This is a genomic window from Streptomyces sp. NPDC059851 (genome assembly GCF_042732005.1).
In the GTDB taxonomy this organism is placed as follows: Bacteria; Actinomycetota; Actinomycetes; order Streptomycetales; family Streptomycetaceae; genus Streptomyces.
Genome location: NZ_JBHWJJ010000023.1, coordinates 20,180 through 36,791 on the forward strand (window position 1 = coordinate 20,180; position 16,612 = coordinate 36,791).

Below are 16,612 nucleotides of genomic sequence, written 5' to 3' on the forward strand. Positions count from 1 at the left end.
CCGGTGGAGTTTCGCAGGCCGAGGCGTACGGGACGTTCGCAGATCCGGAGCGAGGACATCGCCCGCCTGTCCCTGCTCAACCACCCGCAGCCCCCCGCACGTCAGCCGCGACGGCTTCACCTTGTAGACATCCTCCCAGGCCCGCCCATACCCCAGATCCGGCAAATACGAGCGGACCTGTGAAGTTCCCACAGCGATCCGGGAAGCGGCGGGCAGGGCAAACGCTGCAGCGAGAACAGCCTGCACGCGCGACGCCTGCTGACCGGCTTCAAGAAACACCCTGGCATCGACCTTCGACCAGACCGGATCTGAGGGATTGCCCGCAAACCAGCACCCGTTTCGGAAGCAAGGTGCTCAGCGGCATCGAGCACAGGCCCAATCACGGCCAGCCCGGCCCGACCATCAGCACGTCCGGCCGAACCGGAAGCCCGTGCGCCACCGCAAGTAGCGGCCGCGGGTCCCACGTCGCAATCCCCCACGCCAGACACATACCCGCCCGCCGACGTCCCAGTTGTCGGGCAACAGGCCGCTTTAGGCGTCTTCTCCGCGCGAGCGGAGGTGTCCCGGCAGTGCCGGGCAGGATCACGTGGGTGTGGTCGTCTTATCCGCGCGAGCGGAGGAGAGCCGCCGCACAGCACATCGTGTGGACGAGTGCGTAATTCCCCAGGTGCTGGCGTCTTCTATCTGTCGACCGACCACGTTGTGTCGCCCGGTGGGGTGCCTGCCGTGAGGATGTGGTCGACGATCCGCAGTGCGTCGGGTAGCGGCACTGTGTCCTCGTCGAGGTACTCGTCGTGCTGGCCGTTGGCCAGGATGAAGCCCTTGCTCCGGCCAGCGGCTTCCGGTGTGACAGCGTGCTCGCCGGGATCGTCCTCGTCATCGAGCAGCATCACCATCGCGCGCTTGGCGTTCGTGATGACGGCCAGAGAGCGACCATGCGAACTGGTCAGCCATGTCTCCAGCTGCCCGGCGTCGATTCGCTCCCGAAGCACCGCCAGCGCCGCTGCGGGCGACGCTGGGACGGTGCCATCGCTGAAGATCCAGGACTCGGCCATGCGGATGACCTTCTCATATGCCGCGAGCGGCCTGGCCTAGCTGGTCGACGGTTTGGCAGCAGGAGTCCTGGGTCGCTTGTTGGGGCGGTAGCTGGGGCCGTTCATGATCACCTGATGGCTGGTGTTGATGAGCCGGTCCAGGAGGGACTCGGCGACGACGGGGTTGGGGAAGAGGGGATACCAGTCGCTGGGTGCCCGGTTGCTGGTGATGATCAGCGAGCGTCCCTGCCGCTCGGAGACGAGTTCGTAGAGGTCATCGGCCTGGGCCGCGGACAGCTGTCGCATGGCGAAGTCGTCGAGGATGAGGACGTCGGGGCGGACGAGTTCGCGGATCCGTTTCTCCCAGGTGCGGTCCGCGTGGCCGCCGGCGAGGTCGGGCAGCACGCTCACGGGGACGCCTGCACACTCAGGAACGTGCCGAATCCGGATTGATCACGGCCCTGGGACTCGCATCACCCAATCGCCACGCAGACCGGCTGATCGCCCGGCGAGAAGTCCGTCGGGGCGGGCTGCACCGGGGTGCGGGGACGGGGCAACTCTGCGGTCAGCGCGAGGTCGAGCCGCTTGTCCATGTCGAGCCGGAAAGTACCGTACGGGTTAATGTTCGACCAGAACAGCTCGGTCAGGCCGCGCCGGTCCTCGACGCTCAGCCTGTTCGCCCACTTCGGCTCGGCGCGGCAGCGCGTCGTCCGTGGCGCCCCGCTCGGCGCCTGAGGTGGCTCGACACAGGGGCGCCGCTGGCCGGGGCTATCAGCGGGGCTGTCGGCACAGGTCTTCCAGTCGCTGCGTCCCCTCGCGGAAGAGCTTGTCGATGTGGCGGCGGCCCGCCCGTAGCAACCGGTCGACGGGCGGTTTGGCGTCCACGGCCAGCGTCCACGTGACGGTGGTCCTCGTGTCCGCGGAGCGGGCCAGGTCCCACTGCTCAGTCATGGCCGTGACGCCGGGCGCGTTGGTTTCGTGGACGCGGTAGGCGAAGCGTTCGCCGGGGTCCCAGGCGATGACCTGCTCGCGGGCCCGGATGAGGCGGTACAGGCGGAAGAAGCGCATGGTGCCCACGCCGTACGGGGGCGGACCCTCGTAGTGGACGTCGTTGGCCGGGGCGAACCAGCGGGGCCAGTTCTCCGGGTGTCCGGCAAGCTGGTCGAAGACTGCGTCGGCTGGGGCATTCAGTTCTCGGGTGCAGGTGCGCCGGAAGGGGGCGCGCTCGGTGAATCCGAGGTATACGGGACGCAGCTCGTGCTTCACGGTGTCTCGGACCCTTCCCGTGGCGGCTCGGCCGGCCCCCGGGCGGGACCGGGGCCGTTCGGCGGGGCGTGTGCGCCGTAGTCATCCTCGCCCGGTGCCGGGCAGCTCTCAGCACTGGTGCGGCTGATCGGATGACCTGATGTCCGTCCCGGTCTATCTGCCGTCGCGGCCGGGGGACGTTCCCTTCAGCAGAGGCCGCTGCTGTGAAGTGAAGTGCTGAGGGGACCGAAGGATGGGTATTCCGTACAAGGGCGTGATCCAAGAGGACATCCGGCAGTCGGTGCCGGACTGGGAGCCCTACAAGCAGCCGCAGGCCCCCGATGGTGCGCCGAACGTGCTGTATGTGGTGTGGGACGACGTCGGCTTCGGCACGTTCGACGTCTTCGGCGGGCTGGTGGAGGTCCCGGCGATGCGGCGGCTGGCCGAGATGGGGGTGAAGTTCACCAACTTCCACACCACCGCGCTGTGCTCGCCGACGCGTTCGTGTCTGCTGACCGGGCGGAACGCGACCAGCAACGGCATGGCCTGTGTCGCCGAGATGACGAGCGGCTTCCCGGCTTCCAACGGGCGCATCCCGTTCGAGAACGCGAGCCTGGCGGAGGTGCTGGTCAAACAGGGCTGGAACACGTACGCGCTGGGCAAGTGGCACCTGGTCCCGTCCGACGAGGCCAACATGGCGTCCTCGAAGCGACACTGGCCGCTGGGCCGCGGTTTCGAACGGTTCTACGGTTTCCTGGGCGGTGAGGCCGACCAGTACTACCCCGACCTGGTCTACGACAACCACCCGGTCGAGCCGCCGTCCACCCCCGAGCAGGGGTACCACCTGTCGAAGGACCTGGTGGACCGGACGATCCAGTTCATTCGCGACGCCAAGGTGATCGCGCCTGAGAAGCCCTGGTTCACGTACTTCTGCCCCGGGGCGGGCCATGCGCCGCACCACATCTTCAAGGAGTGGGCGGACCAGTACGCGGGGAAGTTCGACGACGGCTACGAGGCCTACCGCCGCATGACGCTGCAGCGCCAGATCGAGCTGGGCGTCCTGCCCGAGGGCACGGAGCTCACCCCGATCAATCCGCACGGCGAGCCGGAGGCCACCGGGCCCCAGGGGCAGCCGTGGCCGGGCACGGACTTCGTCCGCCCGTGGGACTCGCTGAGCGCGGACGAGAAGCGCCTGTTCGCCCGCATGGCGGAGGTCTTCGCCGGCTTCGTCTCCTACACCGACGCGCAGATCGGGCGCCTGCTGGACTACCTGGAGGAGTCCGGGCAGCTGGAGAACACCATCATCGTCGCGGTCTCGGACAACGGCGCCAGCGCCGAGGGCGGCCCGAACGGCTCGATGAACGAGAACAACTTCTTCAACGGCGTACCCGACGACATCGCCGAGAACCTGCGCCACCTCGACGACCTGGGCAGCCCGAAGACCTACAACCACTACCCGACCGGCTGGGCGTGGGCCTTCAACGCCCCGTTCAAGTACTGGAAGCGCTGGGTGTCGTACGAGGGCGGCATCGCCGACCCGATGATCATCGCCTGGCCCAAGGGCATCAAGCAGAAGGGCGAGGTCCGGCACCAGTACGTGCACGCCATCGACATCGTGCCGACCGTCTACGACCTGCTCGGCATCCAGCCGCCGGACGTGGTGGGCGGCGTGGCGCAGAATCCGATCGAGGGCGCCAGCTTCCGCAAGGTGATCGAGGACGTCGAGGCCCCTGAAGCGCGGCAGACGCAGTTCTACACCATGCTCGGCACGCGCGGGATCTGGCACGACGGGTGGCACGCCGCCACCGCGCACCCCCCGGCACCCTCCAACTGGAGCCACTTCGAACAGGACGTCTGGGAGCTGTACAACCTGCGCGAGGACCGTTCCGAGAACCGGGACCTGGCCGCCGAGCACCCGGAGAAGCTCGAAGAGCTCAAGCGCCTGTGGGCGGCAGAGGCCGCCAAGTACAACGGCTTGCCGCTGGACGACCGCAGCCCGGTGGAGATCCTGGCCACGCCCCGGCCACAGCTCTCCAAGCCCCGCGACCGGTACGTCTATTACCCGGGCTGTGCGGAGGTGCCCGAGGCGGTGGCGGTGAACATCCGCGGCCGGTCCTACACGATCGTGGCCGAGACGCAGCTGGACACGCCGGAGGCCCGTGGCGTGCTCTTCTCGCACGGCGGGCGTTTCGGCGGCCACAGCCTGTACCTGATGGACGGGCGCCTGCACTACGTCTACAACTGGCTCGGGCGGATGGAGCAGAAGGTCAGCTCACCGGAGCGGGTCGGCACCGGCGACCTCACCTTCTCGGTGGTGTTCCGGGCGCGCGAGCGTGACGAGCAGGGCAGTACGCATGGGAGCGTCGCTCTGCACGTGGGCGACCGCCAGGTCGCTCAGGCCGACATCAAGACCCAGCCGGGGAACTTCTCCCTGGTCGGGGAGGGCTTCGCGGTCGGCAAGGACAGCAGCCAGCCGGTCTCCAGCGACTACGAAACTCCTTTCGCCTTCCTCGGCGGCACGATCCGGCAGGTGGTGGTGGACGTCTCCGGAGAAGCCTTCGCCGATGTGGAGAAGGAGCTCATCGGCATGTTCCACCGCGACTGACACCGCACTCCGAAGCCGGCTGTCGCGCCACCGGGCCCGTGTCCTCGGGCCGGGTGGCGCGCCCGGTCGGCGGTCACGCCCACCCGGGCGGCCGTGTGGCAGCTGCCGGGCCGGCGGCCGGTACCGCCCTCCGTCACCGCACGTCGGCAGGGACGGCATCCGCGGCGCAGCGGAAGCCCTGGTGGCCGGTGCTGCTGTCGGGGGTGCTGGAGCTGCGGGCGGCCACCCGGTAGCGGCGGCAGTAGGAGGCATGGCACAGGTACGAGCCGCCACGGATCACCCGGGCCGTTCCGAACGCGGGGCCCGCGGGGTTCTCGCGGGGGCTGCATGCGTAGGAGTTCGGCGCGTACCAGTCGGCACACCACTCCCAGACGTTGCCGCACACGTTGTAGAGGCCGTGGCCACCGGGCGGGTACGCGGTCACCGGGGCCGTTCCGTACCAGCCGTCCGGGCGGGTGTGGTGGTCGGGGAAGCGGCCCTGCCACACGTTCATCCGGCGCTCGCCGTTCGGCTCCAGGTCATCGCCCCACGGGAAGGCCGCCTGTTCCAGGCCGCCGCGGGCGGCGTACTCCCACTCCGCCTCGGTCGGCAGCCGCTTGCCCGCCCATGCCGCGTAGGTGGATGCGTCCTTCCATGAGACGTGCACCACCGGATGGTCCGCGCGGCCGGCGAGGTCGGAGCCGGGGCCTTCCGGATGCCGCCAGCAGGCACCGTGGACCTGACGCCACCAGGGAGCCGCGGCAACAGCGCGGGTGTGGGGGAAGTCGGGCGGCAGCAGTCCGGCGAAGACGAACGACCAGCCGTACCGTTGGGCCTCCGTCACGTACCCGGTCGCGGCCACGAAAGCACCGAAGTCGGCGTTGGAGACCGCGCAGCGGTCGATCCAGTACGGATCGAGCGACACCTCGTGGACCGGCCCCTCTCCGTCGCCCGGGACCGACCACCGGTCCTGGGAACCCATCAGGAAGACCGCCGCTCCCAGCCGTACCATGCCCTCCCGGCCGGGACCGGTGCCTGCGGCGGATGCACGCGTGACGTGAGGCGCCGGCTCGGCCACCGCTGCCGCCGCCGCAGGGGACGGATGTGCAGGGCCGCAGCAGCCGGAACGCACCTCGCCATCGGACATGGTCCAGCCTCCACAGGGAACGGGATCGCTGCACGCGATTCTGGGGCAGCGAGTGACCGCGGGCAGGCGACGACACGGCCGCCTCACCCCGGGCGCAGCGGCGGTGGTCAGCGGGTACGCAGGGCGGCGTACGCCTCCCGCACGGTGGGGAACGCGCGCAGGGCCCGGGTGGCGCCGTCCTGGTAGGGGTTGGCGCGCAGGATGGCCAGGACCTGTTCGCTCGGGCGCGCGAGAACCAGCTCGCAGTCGCGCGCCCGCAGGTCGACGGCGAGCTGGGCCAGGACTTCCGCCGCGGAGGCGTCCACGTGGAACACGGCCTCGGCGTCCAGGACCACGTACCGGGGGTACGGCGATCGGGCCGCCGCCAGGGTCAGGATCCTGTGGTGGATGCGGCCCGCGTTGGCGAAGAACAGCGGGGCGTCCACGCGGTAGATCAGGGCGTCCGTGTCGGCGGACTCGCCGGGGGCCACTGCGTGGGGCGTCCCGTCATCGGTGACGGCGAGCACGGCGTCGTGGGGCCAGGCGACGCGGCGGAGCAGCTGCAGCAGCGCGAGGATGACGGCGACCAACAACCCGTGCAGCACGCCGAGACCCAGCACAGCGACCATGGTGGCGGCTGCGAGCAGGGCCTCGGTACGCCAGCCGTGCCACAGTTCCTTGAATCCTGTGACGTCGATCAGGTGTGAAGCGGACACGATGACGACCGCGGCCAGCACCGTCTTCGGCAGCAGTTCGATCACCGGGCCGGTGGTGAGCAGGCCGACCACCACGAAGCCCGCGCCTGCCAGTTGGAACAGCTGCGAGTGGGCTCCCGCCCCCCGGGCGGACAGGCTCCGCTGGGTACTCGCCATCGGCGCGAAGCCGCCGAGGAAGCCCGCGCCCGCGCCGGCCGCGCCCGCGGCGACCGACTCCCGGGCCAAGGAGACCTGTCCCTTGAAGGCCGCTGTCCGGCGCAGGGCCGCCACCCCCTCGATCGAGGCGATCATGGCCATGCCGGCCGCGGTCGGCAGCAGGTCCCACACGTCCCCCGCGGTCACGTCCGGCCAGGCCGGTGCCGGCAGACCGCCGGAGATGGCGCCGGTCATCGCCACACCATGGGCGGCCAGATCCGCTGCGGCCGACACGATGATCGCCAGCACGCACACCACGGGCGTGGCGGGCACCGCGCGCAGGGAAGGGACGGCGTGGAGGACCTTCTGGAGCACGACGAGCGCGACCAGAGAGGACACGCCCACGACTGCCGTCACGACCTGCATCTGGTCCAGCTGGGTGAGCACCTCCCACAGCTTCACCATCGGACGGTCGCTCTGGGTCGGCACGCCCAGCAGCGTGCCCGCCTGGCTGGCCATGACCTGCACGGCCGTCCCGGCCAGGTATCCGAGCACCACCGGCCCCGACATGAAAGTGGCCAGGCCCCGCAAACGCCCGGGGAGCAGTAGCAGGACCCCCGTCATCAGCGCCAGGCACGCCGCCAGCGCCGCCGCACGATGGGCGTCGCCGCCGTCCCGGCCGCTCACCGCTGCGAACGTCATGATCGCCATGGTCGACGACGGGCCGACGGCCACCAGGCGTGTGGAGGTCACCAGGGCGAAGACGACCATGGCCCCCACCGCGGTGTACAGACCGGAGACCGGGTCCAGGCCCGCCACCTGCCCGTAGCCCAGGCCCTGCGGCACCAGCGTCACCGCGATCGCGAACCCGGCCACGACATCGCCGCACCCCCGTCGCGCCGAATAGTGCCGCAGCTGCCCGAGCAGCGGAACCATGTCCTTCACAGATACCCGACGCGCCGTCACCGAGCCATTGTCTGCAGCTCGGATGCATCGCCTGCGGTGCGACACTGCGTGTCAGGGCGTCGGTCACCACTGCAGCACCAGCCCGCGCCTATCGTGAGCTGCAAGATCCCCCAAGGGCAGCGCGCAGGCGGGTACCCACCATGGTCACATCTCAGATCGACTACGCGGCCGTCTTCAGGGCCCTGCCCGGCGCGGTGGCGCTTCTCACCCCCGATCTGATGTACGTCGACGCCAACGATGCCTACGTCCGCCGCTCGGGGCTCGCTTCGGAGCAGATCATCGGGCGCCATGCGTTCGAAGTCTTTCCCGTCAACCCGCATGACCCGGACACGACCCCAGCGCGTGACCTCAAGTCGTCGCTGCAGCGCGTGCTGTCCACCAGAGAGCCGGACTCCATGGCACTGCAGCGCTACGACCTCGCGGACCCCGAGCGGCCGGGCGAATGGCGGGCACGGTACTGGAGCCCGGTCCTCGCCCCTGTTCTCGGACCCGACGGGCACGTTGCGCTGGTCGTGCACCGCGTGGAGGAGGTCACGGAACTCATCCACGCCCGCGGACGCGGCCAGCACGCAACCGAGCGCACGCTGGCACTCGAAGCCGAGCTCTACACCCGTGCCCGGGAGCTCCAGGAGGTCAACGAGCGTCTGCGTCAGGCCCATGCCCAGGAGCGCGAGGTGGCCCTGACCCTGCAGAAGGCCATGCTGCCCGAGCCTCGACCGCTCACCCGTCTTCAAACCGCCGTACGCTACCGGCCGGCCACCAACGCCCTGAATGTGTGCGGCGACTGGTACGACCTCGTCGAGCTGCCCGGCGACCGCGTCGCCGTGGCCGTCGGCGATGTCGTAGGCCACGGCCTGCCCGCCGCCTGCGTGATGGGACAGCTCCGCAGCGCCCTCAGCGCCGCCACCCGTGTCGCCGACGGTCCGGCGGCTGCCCTGGACGTGCTCGGACTGTACGCGCGCTCCGTCGACGGCGCGGAATCCACCACCGTGGTCAGCACTTTCATCGACTTCAACGCCCGCACCATCACCTACAGCAGCGCCGGTCACCCCCCGCCCGCGCTCGTGCACCCCGACGGCTCGGTCGAGTTCCTCGACCAGGCCACCGACCCCCCGCTCGGCGCCCTCCCGGACCAGACCCCCCACCCCCAGGCGAGCACAGGCTTCACCGAAGGGGCCACGCTCGCCCTCTACACCGACGGTCTTGTCGAGCGCCGCCACGAGGACATCGACACCAGCCTGGCCCGCCTCGCCCACGGTCTCGCCAGCTACCGCGGAACAGACCCCGAAGTCCTGGCCACCGGCCTGCTCACGGATTTGCTCCCGCCCAGCGGGGCCACTGATGACACCGCCTTGGTGGTCATCCGTATGTGAACCCACATGTCCGGCTCACCGCTTCCTCGAGTTGTCGGCGACGCTCCTTTCAGCGGCGGTGGAAAGGTCCCCCGTGGGCACAGTGAGCAGGGGAATTATTTCCACTCACGTCAAAGTCAGCGCACGTGAGAAACAAGTAATTGAACTTGCCGAGTAGGAAAGCCAGGACTCCAACGGCGAGCGTGGCGGCAACCGCTACCAGGCGTTGGAACACGGGGAGTGCGGCATAGTCAGGCACAAGGATCCTCGAGAGCAGCCAAGTCAGCATCGGGGCGCCCACGAGGGTGAGCAGTGCTTCGATGTAATGAAGGTACGGAAACCCATGGGCCTTCGGTGTCACGATGGCCAGGAGAATCCAGACCGAAGGAAGCAACAACGCGATCCAGCCGCCCCAAGGCAGCGCGCCCCTGTTCCGGAGCACCACGCCCGACAGCAGTACTGCGGTGGCCACTGCCCAAAGGGCCAGCACATTGGTGAAGAAGACGGCGTTGTACGCACCCAGCGTGAAGGCAGGCCACCAGATGACAAGCGTTCCCCCCACGGCCGCGGTGGCCATGGCCCGAAGGGTGGAGTCGATTTCCCGCATACTGCGTCGCTGTCCCGGATCCGGGGCAGAGGGTGCTTCCTCGGTCATATGGTGTATGTCCCCGCCGACGAGGGCGCACACCACACTTTCACTGGTTCGGGCGCGACTTGGCCGCTTCGCTCTGCATCAAGGGCGATGGGTGCGGTCCCACCTCAACGACGTTCCGCCCGCCGAGGTACCCGCTTCAGCGCCGGCGCCGTGCAGCGGGGTCACGCCCAGCGACGTGCCGGACGGCCGCGTCGACGCCGGGGCGGCGTACCGCTCCAGGGAGCGGACGGAGGCGTGCCGGGATCGGCCAGCAGCATCAGGGGTGCCCCTATGGGCCTTGGCCGGATGGGTGGTCACGGGGCACAGGTTCCACGGAGCCGTCAGGGCATGGTCGGCGAACAGGCCTCCAGGCAGGCGCGGCGCTCACGGTAGGGCAGGGTCCGCGGCTCGATCCCGTCCTTCTTGTGGTCGAGGACGATCAGCGGTAGGCGGCGCTGCGGCGCGGGCTTGTGGGTGAGGGTTCCGCGGTGGACGTCGCGCACAGCAGCACAACCTCGGCGCGCAGAGAGGCGAGAGCGGGCGGGGCCCTGGACACCCTTCCCTCAGGCGCCCGCATCGGCACCGCTGCAATCCGGCGGCGAGCATACCTACGCCGACTGCGGCCGGACCTGGAGGTGGTGGCCCTGCGGGGACCGGCGGACGAGAGGCTGGCGGCACTGGACGCCGGGAGGCTCGACGGCCTGATCCTCGGCACCTCCGGGATGGATCGGCTCGGCCTGGCCCACGGCATCAGCCAGCGCATCTCCCCGCACCTGATCTGCCCGCCACTGGGAGCCGCCGCCATCGTCCTCCAGTGCCGCAAGGACGACGAGGCCCCCTGGAGATCGCGGCCAGCCTCAACGACCCCGTCGCGCAACGGCAGGCCACCGCCGAACGCACCGTCCTGCGCCAGCTGGGCGGCTTCTGCAACGCCCCGCTGGCCGGCTACGCCACCGTCGGCGACGACGGGCAAATCACCGTCCGCGCCGCCGCATTCTCCCCTGACGGCCGCGTACTGATCGACGCGATCCACACCGGGTTCGGGCCCGAAGAGACCGCGGTGACGGTCTGCCGAAGGCTGATCCGGCACGGCGCTCGACAGCTCGGTCCCAACGCCGCACAGGCCAATGAAGACGACCGCGGCAACGCATCAAGGTGATCACGCCTGCCCCTGTCGGAAGACTTCGCCGATAGGGGCGGTGGCTCTCATCGCCGTGCTTGCTGCAACTGCAGCACGGAGGGTCTTGCCGGTGTCGGCGACGTCGTCGGCGATCAGGACTGTCGGAAAAGTCGATCGCGTCCGGCACCGGCGCCAGCATGACCGGCATCTCCAGCGTGGTGCCAACACCGGTGTAGAATTCCACGTTCACGAGGTGGATGTTCTTGCAGTCGAGGGCGTCCACCCCGCCGGCGACGAAGACGCCGCCGCTGCGGGCGATGCTCAGGAAGGAGCAGCGTGATGCCGACGGGCCGCGCTGGTCCTGGTCCCGCGACCCGTACCGCTCGCTCCCGTACGGGAACTCGGCGGCCGAGCTGAGCCGGCACAGCCGCCCGATCTTCACGATGGGCCACAGCGTGATCGAGGCGTGAACCCGGCGGTCGAATGCGTCACCAGACCAGGACGGCCCAGGCCTGGCGAGGGGCGGAAGCCGGAGTAGCTGAGGTGGCCTGGGCGGGCGTCGAGGTCCCACGCCGCGCCAGCCCGAAGACGTAGCAGCCGCCATCGCCTTCCTTGCCAGCCCGTCCGCATCGTTCATCACCGGCCAGTCGTTGCACATCGACGGCGGCTGGCAGCTCCACTGACCGCGTCTCGAAGCTCCTCACGGAAAAGGAACCCCATGAAGCAGCGCGTCCGCGCCGTCCTGATCACCCCGAAAGACACCACGCTCCTCATGAAGCGCGTCCGTCCCGGCTCCGACCCCTACTGGGTGATCGTTGGCGGAGGCGTAGAGGAGACCGACGCCACCCGGGAGGACGCCCTCCTGCGCGAAGTCCGCGAAGAGATCGCCGGCGACGCCGAAATCATCCGCCTGCTCCACGAAATGGAGAACGCCAAGGGAGAGAAGGAGCTCTTCTACCTCGCCCGCGTCCGCACCTGGAACTTCGCCAATCGCACCGGCCCCGAGTTCGCGCGGGACGACCGTGGCGAGTACATCCTCGAAGAGATCCCCCTCACCACCGAGGCCATCACCAACCTGAACCTGCTCCCTGAAGAGATCTCCACCGTCCTGCGCGACGCCATCGAACACGGAGACCTGCTCGCCCGCTAGAGGACGGCCACTGCCGACCCAGCTATAGCGCGACGGAGCTCCTCGACAGCGGAGGAAAATCCACCCCACCCTCCGCTCACTACGCAGGAGGCACAAAGGCAGTGGTCGGTCGCCCGCCTACGCCGCCGCCTCGGGGCCCGTAGCGGCCACGGTCCCCTCACACATGGGCAAGACCTTGACCGCGATGAAAGACCACACGGCGGCCGAACGGCACTACCGGCGGGCCCTGACAGGCCGCACACCGGGCACATACCAGCTCAAGCACGGGCTAACCATGGCCAACCTGGGGCGATCGGTGGCCGGGCAGCGGCGGCCCGGTACCGCAAGCGCGGTGTGGCCGGCGCGGCAAGCCTGTACCAGCGCGCACCGAACTGCTGAGGAACAAGGCGTGAGAGGAACAGACAGCGCAATGCCGAAGATCGGGGTTGTGGTCCTGACCATGGGCGACCGGCCCGCAGAACTGGCGGCCCTGCTGGCCTCGGTGGCCGCGCAGGAAGGCGATCCGGCAACCGTCGTGGTCCTCGGCCAGGGCGTGAAACTCCCACTCCTGCGGGACGGCGTGGACGGCGTGGAGCTGCCGGAGAACCTGGGTTGAGTCGGTCCCGCTCAGCGGCCGGGACACCTCCGCTCGCGCGGAGAGGGCCCGGCCGCCGCCGTACCTCGCCCTTGGCCAGCCACTCGGGCGGCACGGTGTCCGGGTAGTCCTCGACCCGGCGCGCAGCGGGAACTCCCCCAGGCCCGGGGGCAGGGCGTGGGTGCCGGACTCCGGCAGCCGCAACGTCCGGATAAAACGGATCTATACCCCTTCACCAAGGAACAGTGCCTTTCCATCGACCCGTACCGGTCATCGTGGACGTCCCCTTTCATCCCGTTCGAAGCCATAATCGCCGCAGAAACGCCGGTCGAGCCGGATCGTTACCTCAAGTTTCGCCCAGATCCAGTGACACGGCGGCGGCAGCCTTCTTAGCTTCCTCTTACACGCGTCTTGACGCTTCTACGTTCCCGCGGTTCCACGCGCACCGGCGATCCCGCTCCGCGTCCCGCGTCCCCGAGGAAAGAGTTGCAACATGAAGGTCCCCAAGGCTGGTGCGATGGCCGCTGTGATCGGCCTCGCCCTGACCGCCACCGGCTGCGGCGGCGACGAAGGACCCAAGGGGACCCTCTCCATCGGCATATCCTTTGACCAGCCCGGTGTCGGCCTGCGCGAGGCGGGGGGCACCTTCTCCGGCTTCGACGTGGACGTCTCCAGGTACATCGCCAAGGAGCTCGGCTACAAGCCTGAGCAGATCGAGTTCAAGAAGGTCGACAGCTCCGAACGCGAGCTGCTGCTCCAGTACAACGAGGTCAAGTTCGTCGCCGCGACCTACTCGATCAACGACAAGCGCCGGGAGAAGGTCGACTTCGCGGGCCCGTACTTCACGGCCCACCAGGACCTGCTCGTCCGCGCCAACGACGCCACAATCACCAAGGCCGAGGACCTCAACAACAAGACGCTCTGCTCCACCGCCGGCTCCACCTCGGCGCAGAACGTCAAGCAGAACCTGGCGCCGAAGGCCAGCGTGCTGGAGCTCGACGGCTACTCGGAGTGCGTGATCGCCCTCCAGGACGGCGTGGTCGACGCCATGACCACGGACAACGCGATCCTGGCCGGGTACGCCGCCCAGAAGGGCAACGCGGGCAAGTTCCGGCTCGTCGGGCTGAGCCTGAGCAACGAGAGCTACGGCATCGGGATCAAGAAGGGCAACAAGGATCTGCACGCCAAGATCAATGCCGCCCTCAAGAAGATGGTCCAGGACGGCTCCTGGGACGCGGCCGTGAAGAAGAACTTCGGCCAGTCCAACTTCAAGCACGAGCCCGCCCCGCACGTCACCTCCGCGGGCAGCTGACGGCGCCCGGGGCGGCGGCAAGGGAGAACCGGAAACCCCCTTGCCGCGCCCGGGTCAGGTCAGCGGCGCCTTGTCGGCCAGCACCTTGAGGAACTCCCGCATCCAGGCCGGGTGGTCGGGCCGGGCCCGGGCCGAGACGAGGGTGCCGTCGACCACGGCCTCGGAGTCCTCGAAGGCCGCCCCCACCGCCTTCATGTCCGGCTCCAGGGCCGGGGTACGCGGTCACCCGCCGGCCGTCCAGCTTCGCCGCCGCGGCGGTGATCAGCGGACCGTGGCAGATCTGGGCGACCGGCTTGTCGGAGGCGGGGAAGGCGGCCAGGATCCGCTGCACCTCGGGGTCGTTGCGCAGGTACTCGGGGGCCCTGCCGCCCGGAACGACCACGGCCGCGCACTCCTGCGGGTCCACGTCTGCGAACGCCACGTCGGCGAACGCCACGTCGGCGGGCCAGGTGTAGCCGGGCTTCTCCCTGCAGGTGTCGAAGCCCTCCTCGAAGTCGTGCACCACGAACCGCAGCCGCTTCACCGCGGGAGCCGCGACGTGCACCTCGTACCCCTCCTCGCGCAGGCGCTGGTACGAGTAGAGCACCTCCAGCGACTCCGCGCGACGCCGGCCGGGGAAGCCGTCCCCCTACTTCCCCGGGCTCAGCATGGGCCGGTGTCCGGCTTCGGCCGTGACTCGCACACTTGCAGCGGCCGTCGTGACCTGGGACGGGGAGGAAATGGGGCTGTGCACTCCGGTGGTAGGAGCAAGGCCCCCCAGGGCGTGGCGGTGTGTGGCGGCGCGGGGTGACGAGGGTGTCCTGGGCGGGGCCCTCCAGGGTTGTGGCAGCCATCCGGCCGTGAAGTCGGAGAGGTCCCGTGCGCGCTGGGCCCGCTGCTCGATGAGGCGGCGAAAGCCCGCCAGCGCGAACCGTTCCCCGGTGGCGGTGGCGGTGGCGGTTCCGGGCCAGGGAATGCCGGCGACGCCGGCCATGAGTTGCTGGGGCTGGGGCTGCCAGCCCACCACCAGGACGCACAGGCCCATCAGCTCTGCGCGCCGGTGCAGGTCCAGCAGGTGCAGCAGCCCGCCCTCGTCCATGGACGTCATGTGGTGCACGTGCACCTTGGGGTCTCCGACACTCAACCACTCGTCGTTCTAGGAGCACCCGCCGATCAGTCGCTCGGCCTCATTCTTGACGGCCTGCTGGCAAACCTGCCGTCCGACATCATCGCCGGTGGTGCCGTGGCCGTGTTCGGTGTGGTGTGGACGTCCTGGCGCCGCCGACGGTCGGCCCGCAGCGAGCAGAACCGCCGCCGAGGCTGACGGGCCGTTGACGGCATACGGCGGGCGAGCCTAGAGGCCCAGGTACAGCGGCGGCTTCCTAGTCCGGAAAAGGGCATCCGGACTCACCGAACTCCTCGGCCGCGAACTCCGCGGCCGCGGCCGCGAGGTCGTCATCGAGCACCTGCACGTCCATCTGCCGCGCGTCCTCGAGGCGACGTCCGGCTGCCGCAGCAGGCCGGTGACCGCTGTGCTCGCCACCGCCTCATCGCGGGTGAACTCCTCCACCACCCGGACCTTCTCGCTCTCGGGCACCCCTGTCGGGACCGTGGGCCGCTTCAAAAAGTCCGAGGTCACCGCGGCGGCCACTTCCTCGTCCCGGGCCAGGGAGCGGATCCCGGTGATCTTCTCCTGCGGCGTCTCCGGGTGCTCGACCTGGCGCCCAACCAGCCGGTGGGCCTCGTCGACCGTCCACCGGCTCTTCCCCGCAGGCGGTTTCTTGATCGCGGCGAACCGCTCTTCCTCGTCAGGAATGCTGCCCAGGACCCGGTAACCGGTGAAGGACACCGCCTGCTGAAGGCCGGCCGGAGAATAGACAGTCAGGCCCGGCCGAGGGCCGCTGGCCTCCGGCCCCGGCCGGACGCCCCCACAGGCGGCAAGCAGGGCCTGCGCGCGCAGCACGGGACCGCCCGGCCGGGGCGTAACGGTCTTCGATCAGCGACGCGGGCGTGCTGCGAGCATCGCGTCGTGAAGTTCCTCGGGGCCGGGAACGGGCGGCAGCGGCGACGTGGGCCCGTCGGGGCGGCAGGAGTCGAGCAGCAGGGAGACCAGGCGCTGCCAGGCGCCGGGGGCGGCGTGGCGGGTGGAGGACAGCACGCCGGTGTTGGCCATCAGGAACAGGATGACGTCGCTGCTGGTGATCTCGGGGCGCAGGCGGTGCTGCTGCTGCGCGCGCCGGATCAGGGCGTCAAGAGCTTCTATGGCGCGGGAACGTGGTTCTTCCATCGCCGGTGAGTCGGGGAAGCAGGTGGTGAAGGCTTCGGTGACGGCGAGGTCGGCGGCCTGCATGGCGCAGATGCGCTCGACGAAGCCCTTGAAGCCTTCCCAGGGGTCGGGGGTGTGCATCGCCTCCTCGGCGAGGCGGGCCAGATCGGTCATGCGGTCGGCCAGCACCGCTTCGATCAGGGCTTCCCGCTCGGGGAAACGCCGGTAGAGCGTGGCGATGTTGACCTCCGCCTTTCGCGCGACGTCCTCCAGGGGCGCACTCAGCCCGCGCTCGGCGAACACCGTGCGGGCAGCCGCCATGAGGCGTTGCCGGTTGTCTTCGGCGTCCCTGCGCAGCCTTCGGCTCTGCTCGGATCCCATGGCCTGAATCCTACAAGTGAAGGTACTCCTGCGGTTCT

General features: G+C 69.5%; 17 protein-coding genes and 5 pseudogenes. 10 read left to right on the top strand and 12 right to left on the bottom strand.

All coding sequences use genetic code 11. From position 1 onward, the window contains the following. Nucleotides 1-680: 680 nt before the first annotated feature. From ACFV7Q_RS10945 to ACFV7Q_RS10955, 3 genes are all read right to left on the bottom strand, one after another. The gene (locus tag ACFV7Q_RS10945) at nucleotides 681-1,055 is read right to left on the bottom strand and encodes a hypothetical protein (RefSeq protein WP_385426572.1); all 375 of its coding nucleotides are present in this window, start codon (nucleotides 1,053-1,055) and stop codon (nucleotides 681-683) included. A gap of 36 nt (nucleotides 1,056-1,091) precedes the next feature. Beyond that, the gene (locus ACFV7Q_RS10950; RefSeq protein ID WP_385426575.1) at nucleotides 1,092-1,445 is read right to left on the bottom strand and encodes an ATP-binding protein; all 354 of its coding nucleotides are present in this window, start codon (nucleotides 1,443-1,445) and stop codon (nucleotides 1,092-1,094) included. A gap of 360 nt (nucleotides 1,446-1,805) precedes the next feature. Beyond that, complete coding sequence (locus ACFV7Q_RS10955; protein ID WP_385426578.1) at nucleotides 1,806-2,300, bottom strand: SRPBCC family protein; 495 nt, start codon at nucleotides 2,298-2,300, stop codon at nucleotides 1,806-1,808. A 232-nt stretch (nucleotides 2,301-2,532) separates the two neighbouring features. On the opposite strand from ACFV7Q_RS10955, the gene ACFV7Q_RS10960 reads away from it, so the two are divergent. Next, nucleotides 2,533-4,884, top strand: coding sequence for an arylsulfatase (locus tag ACFV7Q_RS10960; protein WP_385426580.1), 2,352 nt, complete (start codon nucleotides 2,533-2,535; stop codon nucleotides 4,882-4,884). A gap of 133 nt (nucleotides 4,885-5,017) precedes the next feature. Here the strand turns inward: ACFV7Q_RS10960 and ACFV7Q_RS10965 are convergent, their stop codons facing one another. Both ACFV7Q_RS10965 and ACFV7Q_RS10970 read right to left on the bottom strand, forming a co-directional pair. Then, nucleotides 5,018-5,875, bottom strand: a complete 858-nt coding sequence (locus tag ACFV7Q_RS10965; RefSeq protein WP_385426583.1) for a formylglycine-generating enzyme family protein — start codon at nucleotides 5,873-5,875, stop codon at nucleotides 5,018-5,020. Nucleotides 5,876-6,117: 242 nt separating this feature from the next. Beyond that, nucleotides 6,118-7,716 (bottom strand): SulP family inorganic anion transporter, encoded by a 1,599-nt coding sequence (locus ACFV7Q_RS10970; protein WP_385426586.1) that lies wholly within the window; start codon nucleotides 7,714-7,716, stop codon nucleotides 6,118-6,120. A gap of 230 nt (nucleotides 7,717-7,946) precedes the next feature. On the opposite strand from ACFV7Q_RS10970, the gene ACFV7Q_RS10975 reads away from it, so the two are divergent. Further along, nucleotides 7,947-9,179 carry a PP2C family protein-serine/threonine phosphatase gene (locus ACFV7Q_RS10975; RefSeq protein WP_385426588.1) on the top strand — a complete coding sequence of 411 codons (1,233 nt, stop codon included), beginning with the start codon at nucleotides 7,947-7,949 and terminating at the stop codon, nucleotides 9,177-9,179. A 49-nt stretch (nucleotides 9,180-9,228) separates the two neighbouring features. Here ACFV7Q_RS10975 and ACFV7Q_RS10980 read toward each other — a convergent pair whose 3' ends face one another. Both ACFV7Q_RS10980 and ACFV7Q_RS10985 read right to left on the bottom strand, forming a co-directional pair. Next, nucleotides 9,229-9,735: a hypothetical protein gene (locus ACFV7Q_RS10980; protein WP_385426591.1), complete on the bottom strand. Its 507-nt coding sequence runs from the start codon at nucleotides 9,733-9,735 to the stop codon at nucleotides 9,229-9,231. A gap of 398 nt (nucleotides 9,736-10,133) precedes the next feature. Continuing rightward, nucleotides 10,134-10,295 carry a hypothetical protein gene (locus ACFV7Q_RS10985; RefSeq protein ID WP_385426593.1) on the bottom strand — a complete coding sequence of 54 codons (162 nt, stop codon included), beginning with the start codon at nucleotides 10,293-10,295 and terminating at the stop codon, nucleotides 10,134-10,136. Here ACFV7Q_RS10985 and ACFV7Q_RS10990 point away from each other — a divergent pair. Beyond that, nucleotides 10,281-10,565, top strand: a pseudogene (locus tag ACFV7Q_RS10990) (hypothetical protein); the annotation flags it as partial. The gene ACFV7Q_RS10985 and the pseudogene ACFV7Q_RS10990 sit on opposite strands and share 15 nt — an antisense overlap. Before the next feature lie 41 nt (nucleotides 10,566-10,606). After that, nucleotides 10,607-10,951 carry a hypothetical protein gene (locus ACFV7Q_RS10995; protein ID WP_385426596.1) on the top strand — a complete coding sequence of 115 codons (345 nt, stop codon included), beginning with the start codon at nucleotides 10,607-10,609 and terminating at the stop codon, nucleotides 10,949-10,951. A 75-nt stretch (nucleotides 10,952-11,026) separates the two neighbouring features. On the opposite strand, the pseudogene ACFV7Q_RS11000 reads toward ACFV7Q_RS10995, so the two are convergent. After that, a pseudogene (locus ACFV7Q_RS11000) lies at nucleotides 11,027-11,237 on the bottom strand (phosphoribosyltransferase); the annotation flags it as partial. On the opposite strand from ACFV7Q_RS11000, the gene ACFV7Q_RS11005 reads away from it, so the two are divergent. The 5 genes and pseudogenes from ACFV7Q_RS11005 to ACFV7Q_RS11025 all read left to right on the top strand — a co-directional run bounded on the left by ACFV7Q_RS11005 (nucleotide 11,176) and on the right by ACFV7Q_RS11025 (nucleotide 13,948). Then, nucleotides 11,176-11,382, top strand: coding sequence for a hypothetical protein (locus ACFV7Q_RS11005; protein WP_385426730.1), 207 nt, complete (start codon nucleotides 11,176-11,178; stop codon nucleotides 11,380-11,382). The pseudogene ACFV7Q_RS11000 and the gene ACFV7Q_RS11005 overlap by 62 nt on opposite strands. Nucleotides 11,383-11,490: 108 nt before the next feature. Beyond that, nucleotides 11,491-11,595 (top strand): annotated as a pseudogene (locus tag ACFV7Q_RS11010) (SDR family oxidoreductase); the annotation flags it as partial. Between the two features lie 35 nt (nucleotides 11,596-11,630). Beyond that, nucleotides 11,631-12,062 (top strand): NUDIX domain-containing protein, encoded by a 432-nt coding sequence (locus ACFV7Q_RS11015; RefSeq protein ID WP_385426598.1) that lies wholly within the window; start codon nucleotides 11,631-11,633, stop codon nucleotides 12,060-12,062. A 409-nt stretch (nucleotides 12,063-12,471) separates the two neighbouring features. Continuing rightward, nucleotides 12,472-12,654 (top strand): annotated as a pseudogene (locus ACFV7Q_RS11020) (glycosyltransferase family 2 protein); the annotation flags it as partial. A gap of 475 nt (nucleotides 12,655-13,129) precedes the next feature. Then, nucleotides 13,130-13,948 carry a glutamate ABC transporter substrate-binding protein gene (locus ACFV7Q_RS11025; RefSeq protein WP_385426601.1) on the top strand — a complete coding sequence of 273 codons (819 nt, stop codon included), beginning with the start codon at nucleotides 13,130-13,132 and terminating at the stop codon, nucleotides 13,946-13,948. A gap of 54 nt (nucleotides 13,949-14,002) precedes the next feature. Here ACFV7Q_RS11025 and ACFV7Q_RS11030 read toward each other — a convergent pair. After that, a pseudogene (locus ACFV7Q_RS11030) lies at nucleotides 14,003-14,540 on the bottom strand (DJ-1/PfpI family protein). A gap of 36 nt (nucleotides 14,541-14,576) precedes the next feature. Next, nucleotides 14,577-15,035, bottom strand: coding sequence for a hypothetical protein (locus ACFV7Q_RS11035; protein ID WP_385426604.1), 459 nt, complete (start codon nucleotides 15,033-15,035; stop codon nucleotides 14,577-14,579). Here ACFV7Q_RS11035 and ACFV7Q_RS11040 point away from each other — a divergent pair, their 5' ends adjacent. Next, nucleotides 15,036-15,251 carry a hypothetical protein gene (locus ACFV7Q_RS11040; RefSeq protein WP_385426607.1) on the top strand — a complete coding sequence of 72 codons (216 nt, stop codon included), beginning with the start codon at nucleotides 15,036-15,038 and terminating at the stop codon, nucleotides 15,249-15,251. It abuts the gene before it with no gap. A 30-nt stretch (nucleotides 15,252-15,281) separates the two neighbouring features. On the opposite strand, the gene ACFV7Q_RS11045 is transcribed toward ACFV7Q_RS11040, so the two are convergent. Both ACFV7Q_RS11045 and ACFV7Q_RS11050 read right to left on the bottom strand, forming a co-directional pair. Continuing rightward, nucleotides 15,282-15,776, bottom strand: coding sequence for a DUF6192 family protein (locus ACFV7Q_RS11045; protein ID WP_385426610.1), 495 nt, complete (start codon nucleotides 15,774-15,776; stop codon nucleotides 15,282-15,284). A 147-nt stretch (nucleotides 15,777-15,923) separates the two neighbouring features. Beyond that, nucleotides 15,924-16,574: a TetR/AcrR family transcriptional regulator gene (locus ACFV7Q_RS11050; protein ID WP_385426612.1), complete on the bottom strand. Its 651-nt coding sequence runs from the start codon at nucleotides 16,572-16,574 to the stop codon at nucleotides 15,924-15,926. Between the last annotated feature and the right edge of the window lie 38 nt (nucleotides 16,575-16,612).

What these genes read in the sequence shown, in the direction of transcription:
- ACFV7Q_RS10945 (WP_385426572.1), bottom strand. Translation starts at nt 1,055, where the DNA reads ATGGCCGAGTCCTGGATCTTCAGCGATGGCACCGTCCCAGCGTCGCCC.
- ACFV7Q_RS10960 (WP_385426580.1), top strand. Translation starts at nt 2,533, where the DNA reads ATGGGTATTCCGTACAAGGGCGTGATCCAAGAGGACATCCGGCAGTCG.
- ACFV7Q_RS10965 (WP_385426583.1), bottom strand. Translation starts at nt 5,875, where the DNA reads ATGGTACGGCTGGGAGCGGCGGTCTTCCTGATGGGTTCCCAGGACCGG.
- ACFV7Q_RS10975 (WP_385426588.1), top strand. Translation starts at nt 7,947, where the DNA reads ATGGTCACATCTCAGATCGACTACGCGGCCGTCTTCAGGGCCCTGCCC.
- ACFV7Q_RS10980 (WP_385426591.1), bottom strand. Translation starts at nt 9,735, where the DNA reads ATGGCCACCGCGGCCGTGGGGGGAACGCTTGTCATCTGGTGGCCTGCC.
- ACFV7Q_RS11015 (WP_385426598.1), top strand. Translation starts at nt 11,631, where the DNA reads ATGAAGCAGCGCGTCCGCGCCGTCCTGATCACCCCGAAAGACACCACG.
- ACFV7Q_RS11025 (WP_385426601.1), top strand. Translation starts at nt 13,130, where the DNA reads ATGAAGGTCCCCAAGGCTGGTGCGATGGCCGCTGTGATCGGCCTCGCC.
- ACFV7Q_RS11035 (WP_385426604.1), bottom strand. Translation starts at nt 15,035, where the DNA reads ATGACGTCCATGGACGAGGGCGGGCTGCTGCACCTGCTGGACCTGCAC.
- ACFV7Q_RS11050 (WP_385426612.1), bottom strand. Translation starts at nt 16,574, where the DNA reads ATGGGATCCGAGCAGAGCCGAAGGCTGCGCAGGGACGCCGAAGACAAC.